The sequence below is a fragment of the uncultured Nonlabens sp. genome, assembly GCF_947495285.1.
GTDB lineage: Bacteria > Bacteroidota > Bacteroidia > Flavobacteriales > Flavobacteriaceae > Nonlabens.
In genome coordinates this window covers 1-1,457 of the sequence record NZ_CANLXZ010000069.1, presented here as the reverse complement: position 1 = coordinate 1,457, position 1,457 = coordinate 1, and the positions used below count along the sequence as shown (strand labels likewise).

Annotated in this window: 1 protein-coding gene; it reads left to right on the top strand. The window is 43.9% G+C overall.

The genetic code is table 11. The features are described from left to right. On the top strand, positions 1-1,457 hold a 1,457-nt coding region (locus tag Q0838_RS14170), incomplete at both ends, for an SdrD B-like domain-containing protein (protein ID WP_298956539.1).

Here is a 1,457-nt window from a genome sequence, read left to right as displayed (position 1 = left end):
AACGGAAACGGAACACAAGATGCAGGCGAGCCAGGAATTTCAGGAGTAGAAGTTTTAATTACCGATGAGGATGGAAATGCGCAAACAGTAATCACCGATGCCAATGGAACTTACACAGCAACAGTAGTAGCTGCAGGTGACGCAACAGTAGATGTTGATGAAACTACCTTACCAACTGGAGCAGTTCAAACAGAAGGAACAGACCCAACCACGGTAATCGTAGCATCAGGTACAACAGTAGTTGAAGAAGATAACGGATTCAACACTCCAGGAACAATAGAAGGAGTAGTTTATGATGATGTAAACGGAAACGGAACACAAGATGCAGGCGAGCCAGGAATTTCAGGAGTAGAAGTTTTAATTACCGATGATAACGGAAATGCGCAAACAGTAATCACCGATGCTAATGGAACTTACACAGCAACAGTAGTAGCTGCAGGTGACGCAACAGTAGATGTTGATGAAACTACCTTACCAATCGGAGCAGTTCAAACAGAAGGAACAGACCCAACCACGGTAACCGTAGCATCAGGTACAACAGTAACTGAAGAAGATAACGGATTCAACACTCCAGGAACAATAGAAGGAGTAGTTTATGATGATGTAAACGGAAACGGAACACAAGATGCAGGCGAGCCAGGAATTTCAGGAGTAGAAGTTTTAATTACCGATGAGAACGGAAACGCGCAAACAGTAATCACCGATGCCAATGGAACTTACACAGCAACAGTAGTAGCTGCAGGTGACGCAACAGTAGATGTTGATGAAACTACCTTACCAACTGGAGCAGTTCAAACAGAAGGAACAGACCCAACCACGGTAATCGTAGCATCAGGTACAACAGTAGTTGAAGAAGATAACGGATTCAACACTCCAGGAACAATAGAAGGAGTAGTTTATGATGATGTAAACGGAAACGGAACACAAGATGCAGGCGAGCCAGGAATTTCAGGAGTAGAAGTTTTAATTACCGATGAGGATGGAAATGCGCAAACAGTAATCACCGATGCTAATGGAACTTACACAGCAACAGTAGTAGCTGCAGGTGACGCAACAGTAGATGTTGATGAAACTACCTTACCAATCGGAGCAGTTCAAACAGAAGGAACAGACCCAACCACGGTAATCGTAGCATCAGGTACAACAGTAGTTGAAGAAGATAACGGATTCAACACTCCAGGAACAATAGAAGGAGTAGTTTATGATGATGTAAACGGAAACGGAACACAAGATGCAGGCGAGCCAGGAATTTCAGGAGTAGAAGTTTTAATTACCGATAATAACGGAAACGCGCAAACAGTAATCACCGATGTTAATGGAACTTACACAGCAACAGTAGTAGCTGCAGGTGACGCAACCGTGGATATTGACGAGACTACCTTACCAACCGGAGCAGTTCAAACAGAAGGAACAGACCCAACCACGGTAACCGTAGCATCAGGTACAACAGTAGTTGA